Source organism: Roseivirga sp. UBA1976, from assembly GCF_002336325.1.
Lineage (GTDB): Bacteria > Bacteroidota > Bacteroidia > Cytophagales > Cyclobacteriaceae > Roseivirga > Roseivirga thermotolerans.
This window is the reverse complement of sequence record NZ_DDDQ01000063.1, coordinates 1-8,772: the sequence shown is the minus strand read 5'-3', so window position 1 is coordinate 8,772 and position 8,772 is coordinate 1. Positions and strand designations below refer to the sequence as shown.

Annotated in this window: 6 protein-coding genes; 3 read left to right on the top strand and 3 right to left on the bottom strand. The window is 41.4% G+C overall.

Annotated features, from left to right (window positions below):
- From B3763_RS06725 to B3763_RS06715, 3 genes are all read right to left on the bottom strand, one after another.
- A partial coding sequence (locus B3763_RS06725) for a hypothetical protein (RefSeq protein WP_286745035.1) occupies positions 1–343 on the bottom strand: 343 nt, incomplete at its 3' end.
- 3 nt (positions 344–346) lie between these two features.
- A complete protein-coding gene (locus tag B3763_RS06720) occupies positions 347–1,585 on the bottom strand; it encodes a sterol desaturase family protein (RefSeq protein WP_286745032.1) in 1,239 nt (412 codons plus the stop codon).
- Between the two features lie 159 nt (positions 1,586–1,744).
- Positions 1,745–2,971, bottom strand: coding sequence for a sterol desaturase family protein (locus B3763_RS06715; RefSeq protein WP_286745029.1), 1,227 nt, complete (start codon positions 2,969–2,971; stop codon positions 1,745–1,747).
- A 485-nt stretch (positions 2,972–3,456) separates the two neighbouring features.
- On the opposite strand from B3763_RS06715, the gene B3763_RS06710 reads away from it, so the two are divergent.
- The 3 genes from B3763_RS06710 to B3763_RS06700 all read left to right on the top strand — a co-directional run.
- On the top strand, positions 3,457–3,927 hold the full coding sequence (locus tag B3763_RS06710) for a hypothetical protein (protein WP_189630021.1): 471 nt from the start codon (positions 3,457–3,459) through the stop codon (positions 3,925–3,927).
- Between the two features lie 150 nt (positions 3,928–4,077).
- A complete protein-coding gene (locus B3763_RS06705) occupies positions 4,078–5,943 on the top strand; it encodes a DNA topoisomerase IV subunit B (protein WP_189630022.1) in 1,866 nt (621 codons plus the stop codon).
- 290 nt (positions 5,944–6,233) lie between these two features.
- Positions 6,234–8,772 (top strand): DNA gyrase/topoisomerase IV subunit A (locus tag B3763_RS06700; RefSeq protein ID WP_286745023.1); only part of this gene is annotated, 2,539 nt, incomplete at its 3' end.

Genomic DNA, 8,772 nt, shown 5'->3' with positions numbered 1-8,772 from the left:
TCGCTATTCCCAGGGCGGTAAACCGAATGCGCAACACTCTGGGGTCTTCGGCCGGGCCTCCATCACATTTTTCGGAGGGGTCTATGGCATAGATATAATAGGTTTGGCTTCGTTCGTATAGTTCTTCTGTTTCAGGAGCTCCCAGTGCTTTAATTATACTTTTCTGATAGAGCCCTAACAATTTGGGTTTTACTTCAAAAATTTGGTCAATCATTTGAGCCCTGTCGCCTTTACATCCATTGGGATCACCCTTCCAGGTTTCAACATTAAAATTGCCCAAGTCGGCTGTTTTGGTACAGCTCAAAGAAGCAAATACCATTAAACACATCAGAACTTTCTTCACAGTTTAGGAATTCGTGGGTTGTACAATGGCCTTTTTAATGGCAAAGAACCAAATGGCCGTGCCAAAGATATAGGTTGCTAAACTAGCAGACAGTATGGTATGGTCTAAAATATGAGGAAATAATACCAGAAGACTGGCTGGAATGGCCACCAAACGGAAAATTTCCAGCCAACTAACCCACTTTCTACCCTCGAACATTGCACCAAAACTTACAGTCGATACTATAATTATTAGTGCTAGTACCAGTTTTTCAATCATTTGGTTTTCAAAAGTCTCAAGATTAAACAAGAAAAGGGCAGTACCAGCTAGCAAAACTATGTATTGCACCAGTACATAGGCATTCACCACCTTTGCAGCATGCAAATCGAATTTACGGTAGGAGGTTCGGTCTATGTCGTACGGAGCTCTGTATCCGCCAAGATAGTCGGGCAACCAACCCGGCTTTTGAAATACATAGCGTAGCCTATCACTCCATTTCGGAATCGTTCGCATATCGCGCAGCATGTCAGAGTAGTGGGCCACATTGGCCCAGACAGGGTTCCAACTGTTCAGGTTTTTGGTGATTCCGTAGGTAGGTCTCTCTTCTTCTTGCTTAAAAGTTCCAAAGAGCCGGTCCCAGATTATAAAAGTACCTCCATGATTTTTATCAATATACTTTGGGTTCCGTGCATGATGCACCCTGTGATGCGAGGGGGTATTGAATATGGCTTCGAACCATTGCGGAAGCTTGTTTATGGATTCCGTGTGTATCCAGAATTGGTATAACAGATTAAAGCCTGAGACCGAGAGAAGTATTAGCGGATGAAAACCCACCAGTGCCATGGGGGTGTAAAAGATGAAAGTCCAGATGGTTTGAGTAGAACTTTGCCGAAGGGCCACAGAAAGGTTGTACTCTTCACTTTGATGATGCACACTATGGCCACCCCAAAACAGGTTTACTTCGTGGCTCATGCGATGGGCCCAGTAATAGAAAAAATCATAGGCTATAAAAGCTACAATCCAGGTGAGTACCGAGTTTTCAATAGTAATAAACCTGAATGTTTCGAAGATGAATGTGTAAAAGCCTATGGTAAATACTTTAAGAAAGGCCCCGCTAACCTGTGATGTAACACCACAATTAATATTGGTAATGGCATCGTTGAGTCTATAAGAACGAATAGACTGAAATCGATGAGCAACCAACTCCAGACCAATTAAGAGAAAATATACCGGAATGGCTATTATAGTAGGATCCAGACTCATACCGGTGGCTTTTAGAATTTGTTAAATAGTTAAAGTTACTCATTCAGTCACATAGAAGTAAGTATATATTCACAATGCCATGTAAGAGTTATTTGTAAAGCTACAAATGGTGGCAAAGTGTGAAAACATACGCCATGCGCCTGAAGTAGTTCTAATATATTATTTCTGCGCCAAAAGAGCCAATCTGCCTTTTATTTGGATAAACCAGATTAATGAAATAATAAGATAAGCAATGGCTATCAATGATGCCACAGTCAACCACTTTGAGTAGAAGAGAGAAATAAAGGCTATTGGAACAGCGATCAACCTTATAAACTCAATAAGTCGGCTCCACTTTCTGTTTTCGAATAAAAAGCCGAAAGAGGCTACAGAAAAGATTATGAACAAGGCAGAAATGATTTTTTTAGAAATCTCCAGTTCGTTCACATAGTACAGAAAAAACATTGTTGAAGTCATCAGTACCAGAAATTGGAAGCTTACGTAAAAGTTGAGCCTTACAGAGGTACGGTTTTCAAACTTTTCATAAGCCGGGTCAATATCAGGAGCTTTTTCAAACCCTCCCATATATTCAGGTTTCCAGCCGGGCTTTTTAAATAGTAGTCTAACCTTATCCTTTATGGAAGGGACACGTTTTAAATCGCTCAAAATGGCAGAATAGTGAGCAAAGTTAGCCCAAACGGGATTCCAGCTTTTCAGAGGCTTGGTTATACCATAATGAGGCGGCTCATCTTCCTTTTCAAAAGTCTTAAATAACCTGTCCCAGATTATCAGTGTGCCGGCATGGTTTTTATCAATGTACTTGGGGTTTCGGGCGTGGTGTACTCTGTGGTGCGATGGTGTATTGAAAATGAACTCGAACCATCTTGGCATCTTTTTGATCGATTCTGTGTGTATCCAAAATTGGTAAACGAGGTTTAAGCCCTGAGAGGTGATAAATACAATAGGGTCTATTCCTGCAAGGGCCAGAGGAAGATAAAACAAGAAAGTCCATAGAATTTGAGTAGAGCTTTGCCTTAAAGCCACCGATAGGTTGTATTCTTCACTTTGATGATGAACACTATGACCACCCCAGAACAAATTAATTTCATGGCTAAGTCGGTGTGCCCAGTAATACATAAAGTCAAAGAACACAAAGGCCAAAGGGAAGGCCCACCAGACAATTGGGATATTGAAAAAACCAAATTTTTCTTCGATAAGCGTATAGGCACTAAAAAGGGTAACCAGCAAAAAGGCTCCCGTAATCTGAGAAACAACTCCGCAGTTAATGTTAGTCATAGCATCTTTCAGCCTATATGACTTATGCTTTTTTAGACGCAGCACAATAAACTCAAAGCCTATAAGCACGAAGTAGATCGGTATGGCAATTACAGTTGGATTAATATTCATTCGTTAGAAACTCATTAATAGAAAATACAGGAAGAATTTTGCGTAAAGTAAATGGTCAATGTTACAGGAATCGTTCGCTAATCGGGCTTTACGTTCGTAAAAAGGAACTATATCAGCTAAGTGGAAAAGAATCATTTTGAAACTCTATAAAATTAAGAGTTTTAAAATTCAAATGAATGATTTTTGAAATATCCTGAACCTTCAATCACGTATACTCTATTATCGGCTTACTCATTTAGATCGCATTTGTTAGATCCAGTATACTTGCCATAAGCTGTGTCCTCACAGCGTCCTTTAACAGCCATTTGTGAGGACACAAATGGAGGCAAGGTTCAGAAATATAATTCTAGCGACTTAAGTAAGTAACCCTATTTTATTATCCATTAATTAAAGTGTTACAAATGCAATATCTTTTAACTTTGGCCCCCAATTGATTTGAAGTACGGTTTCAATAGTACATTTCACATCAATTTGAGGGAAGAGATATGGATAAGTTTATAGGGTTTTTCAGAACAGTCAGTTACGTATTATTCACAGCAGCCTTGTTATGGTCCTATGCCTACATGGTAGGGCAGGTTACCTATCGGTTCGATACCCAGGGAAATCCAATTTATGCGGTAGACAGAAATACCTATTTCTTTGGTGCATTGGCTATTTTCATTTTGACCAATGTTGTTTGCTCCGTGTTCATACAAACGCTCAAGAAAATTAAAACCACCGAAGATGGTTCAGGATTGAGAAATAGAAGCCTTAAGCTGGATTTAATAACCTGGACTAAAGGTTTTGCAGGAATTGTCAACCTTTTCTTTGGCCTCATTATGTTTTTCCTTGGTTTAATGAACCTGGCTGAATCGCAGCAATCTAAAACCCTTGGATTCTATGTATATCTGGGGCCAATTCTGATAGTAGTGTGGTTTTTCTACCTGGCGTACTTACTGGGAAAGAGTAGATCGTAGACTAACTCGCTCATTTTCAGAAGGCACCTTTAACGAAATTCTAATGCCTTTTTAGGACACGTGCATTTTTAGAATTTTAGTTCTAACTTCCGCTTTTGTTGTATGCAAAAGTGCATCACATGCTTCTAACCTAAGTAGTTGAAATTCTGAATGGCAGATCAAGTAGCGAATTATACCGAAGATAGTATTCGGTCCCTCGATTGGAAAGAACACATAAGACTACGACCCGGTATGTATATCGGAAAATTGGGCGATGGATCGGCCCAAGACGATGGTATCTATGTACTGGTAAAAGAAATTATCGATAATAGTATCGATGAACACATGATGGGCTTCGGTAAGACCATCGATGTGAAAGTATCCGAACACAAAGTAGAAGTAAGAGATTACGGTCGTGGTATACCTTTGGGAAAAGTTGTAGACTGTGTTTCCAAGATCAACACCGGAGGAAAATACGATAGTGGGGCCTTTCAAAAATCGGTAGGGCTGAATGGAGTAGGTACAAAGGCCGTAAATGCTTTGTCTACCTATTTTAAAGTGCAGTCTTATAGAGACGGTAAAACCAAAGTAGCAGAGTTTGAGAGAGGGGAGATCGTAAACGATGCTAAGGAAACAACCACTAGTGCAAGAAACGGTACTCAGATAGTCTTTAGGCCCGATGAGACCATTTTCAAAAATTACCACTTTATTCCCCAATACCTGGACGATCTCATTTGGAACTATTGCTTCCTCAATGCCGGGTTGACCATCAACTTCAACGGAGTAAAATATCATTCGGAAAAAGGCTTATACGATCTTCTTTCGCGTAAAACCGATGTAGATAGCCTCAGGTATCCCATTATTCACCTGAAGGGAGACGATATTGAAATAGCGCTTTCGCATACCAACCAATACGGTGAGGAATACTATTCATTCGTAAATGGGCAATACACTACACAAGGGGGAACGCACCAGGCCGCTTTGAGAGAAGCGCTGGTAAAAACCATTCGTGAGTTTTACAATAAAAACTTCGATGCAACTGATGTTCGGGCATCCATAGTAGGTGCCATAGCTGTTCGAGTACAAGAGCCTGTGTTTGAGTCACAAACCAAGACAAAACTAGGCTCGCAAAACGTGGCTCCCGATGGTCCAACCATGCGGACTTTTGTGAACGATTTTGTGAAGAAAGCCCTCGATGACTATTTGCATAAGGACTCAAAAACAGCCGATGCCCTGTTAAAACGTATTCTTCAGTCGGAAAGAGAACGTAAAGAAATTGCCGGTATTAAGAAGCTGGCCAACGAAAGAGCTAAGAAAGCAAACCTGCACAACAAAAAGCTCAGAGACTGTCGTATTCATTTGGACGATAAAAAGGCCGATGAAGACTTGCGCAATGCAACCACTCTCTTTATAACAGAGGGCGATTCGGCCAGTGGTTCAATCACCAAGTCTCGCGATGTGCAAACCCAGGCAGTTTTTAGTTTACGAGGTAAGCCGCTCAACTGCTATGGACAAACCAAAAAAGTGGTCTATGAAAATGAGGAGTTCAACCTGCTGCAGCACGCACTCAATATTGAAGACGGTCTGGACGGTTTGCGTTACGATAAAATTGTGATTGCCACCGATGCTGATGTAGACGGCATGCACATTAGACTGCTGCTGCTAACTTATTTCTTGCAGTTTTTCCCCGATTTGGTGAGGAGAGGACACGTCTATATTCTCGAAACCCCTTTGTTTAGGGTGAGAAACAAGAAAGAGACCATCTATTGCTACAGCGATGAAGAGCGAAGAGCAGCTATTGCCAAGCTGGGAAATAAGCCGGAGATTACACGATTCAAGGGGTTGGGCGAAATTTCTCCTGATGAGTTTAAAGGGTTTATTGGTCCTGACATGCGTCTAGAACCCATCATCCTTAAAAAAGAAACCAGTATTAAAGAAATACTAAGCTTCTACATGGGCAAAAATACTCCCGACAGGCAAGACTTCATTATAGAAAACCTGCGCATTGAGAAAGATCTGGCCGAGGAGGTAGCCTAAGTGTGGGCTTCTCATTGGCCCGGGCAATGCAAAAGTCTTTCCCCAGTCTTTTTGATTGTGTGAAGGATGCATGAAGACAGATTGGGAGTTTGAGACAAGAAGCTGGTTGTTGAAATAAAACCGGTAGAAATACCGAGCCATATAATTTAGAACCTGGCGTTGAGTAGCCCATCAATTGGGGTAACCATGAGCCTGGAGATAAAAAGTAACTCCGTTTTGTTAAAGGACGGTCTGAATAGAATTGTGAGTAAACTTTAACCTTTTGCGCTCTTTGCGCACTTTGCGGTAAAATGAGTGAAGAAAATTTAGAAAACATCAACGAAGAAGATGGTGAAATCAAAGAGGTTATTCCCGTTTCGGGCATGTACCAAAATTGGTTTCTCGACTATGCTTCCTATGTAATTTTAGAAAGGGCTGTTCCGGCCATAGAAGATGGACTGAAACCTGTTCAGAGGCGCATAATGCACTCCATGAAAGAAATGGACGATGGCCGTTTCAATAAGGTTGCCAATATCATTGGTCAAACAATGCAGTATCACCCTCATGGAGACGCCTCTATTGGCGATGCCATTGTAAACCTTGGTCAGAAAGACTTACTCATTGAAACTCAGGGTAACTGGGGAGACATTCGTACTGGAGACAGTGCAGCAGCTCCCAGGTATATTGAAGCACGTCTTTCCAAGTTTGCACTGGAGGTAGTGTTCAATCCGCAAACCACCAACTGGCAGTTGTCTTACGATGGCCGTAAGAAAGAGCCCATCACCCTGCCCGTTAAGTTTCCGTTGCTGTTGGCTCAGGGAGTAGAGGGTATTGCAGTAGGACTTTCTACTAAAATTCTACCCCACAATTTTAACGAACTCATTCAGGCCTCTATTAAAATACTGCAAGGCAAGAAGCCTAAAATTTACCCTGACTTTCCTACGGGCGGCATGGCCGATTTTTCAGAATACAATGAAGGGCTCAGGGGAGGTAAGGTAAAAGTGAGGGCCAAAATAGAAGAGCTCGACAAAAAAACGCTGATTATCAAAGACATTCCTTTTGGCACTACCACCACCAGTCTTATAGACTCCATTATAAAAGCCAACGATAAGGGAAAAATTAAGATTAAGAAGGTAATAGACAACACGGCCGAGCATGTAGAAATACTTGTTGAACTGGCTGCCGGTCAGTCGCCTAATATCACTATAGATGCTCTATACGCTTTTACCGATTGTGAAGTAAGTATTTCACCCAATGCTTGTGTAATTATCGATGAAAAGCCACGATTCATAAGTGTCAATGAAATCTTAAAGCTTAATACAGATCAAACAGTCGATCTGTTAAGGCAGGAGTTGGAGATTAGGAAAGGAGAGTTGCTGGAGAAGATTCTCTTTTCATCACTCGAAAAGATTTTCATTGAAAACAGGATTTATCGCGATATAGAAGAATGCGAAACCTGGGAGTCTGTTTTAGAAACCATAGACAAAGGACTTGATCCATTCAAAGCCGATTTTTATCGTGAAATTACCACCGATGATATTATAAGGCTCACCGAAATTAAGATCAAGCGAATCTCCCGTTTCGATTCGTTTAAGGCCGATGAGCTCATGCGGAAGCTGCAGGAAGAATTGGCTGAAGTTGAACATAACCTTGCCAATCTGGTAGACTATGCCATTGCCTACTATCAGAATCTTTTGGATAAATATGGCAAGGGGCGTGAGCGTAAAACAGAAATCAAGTCATTCGAAAATATTGCAGCTACGGTAGTAGCTGCCAACAATGCCAAACTCTACGTAAACCGTGCTGAAGGCTTTATTGGCTATGGCCTAAAGAAAGATGAGTATGTATGCGAATGCTCTGATATTGATGATATTATCGTTTTCAGAAAAGACGGAAAGTTTCAGGTAGTAAGAATTTCCGACAAAGTATTTGTAGGGAAAGACATACTCTACGCGGGCGTCTTTAATAAGAACGATGAGCGCATGGTTTATAACATGATGTACCTTGATGGTAAAACCGGGCGCACCATGGTAAAACGTTTTCAGGTATTAGCCATAACCCGCGATAAGGAATACGACCTGACCAAAGGAGCAAGAGGTTCTAAAATATTGTATTTTACAGCCAACCCCAATGGCGAGGCCGAGCTGGTGACCGTTTTCCTCACATCAGGCTGCAAAGCCCGCATCAAGGTTTTCGATTTCAACTTTGCCGATATTGAGATTAAAGGAAGAGGAGCCGGAGGTAATATTGTTACGCGCTATCCCGTGCGTAAAATTCAGCTCAAAATGGAAGGCAAGTCTACCCTTGGAGGCTTAGATATTTGGTATGATGATGCGGTAGGTCGATTGAATCGGGATGAAAGGGGCGAGCTGCTCGGTAATTTTCAGGCCGATGATAAAATACTGGTTATTTATAACACTGGTGAATATGAACTCACCAGCTTTGACCTGACTAACCGCTATGAACCGGATAAGATTCACCTCATTGAGAAGTTCGATCCACAAAAACCTATTGCCGCTGTTCATTATGATCCGGCATCGGCTCAGCACTACATTAAAAGGTTTCAGATAGAAACTTCCACTATGGACAAGCGCTTCTGTTTCATTAGTGAAGAAAAGGGAGCAAAATTGTTACTGGCTACCACCGAGGAGTCTGCTCAACTGGAAGTACACTATACTGTTAAAGGTTCGCGAGAGCGAAAGACCTCTGTCTTTGACATTGATATGCTTATAGACGTAAAAGGCTGGAAGGCTACCGGAAATAAACTTTCTCCGCACTCGGTAAAAAAAGTAGTGCTGCTTAGCGATAAGAAGCAAAAAACAAAAGAAGAACCTGAAGCTGAGCAAAAAG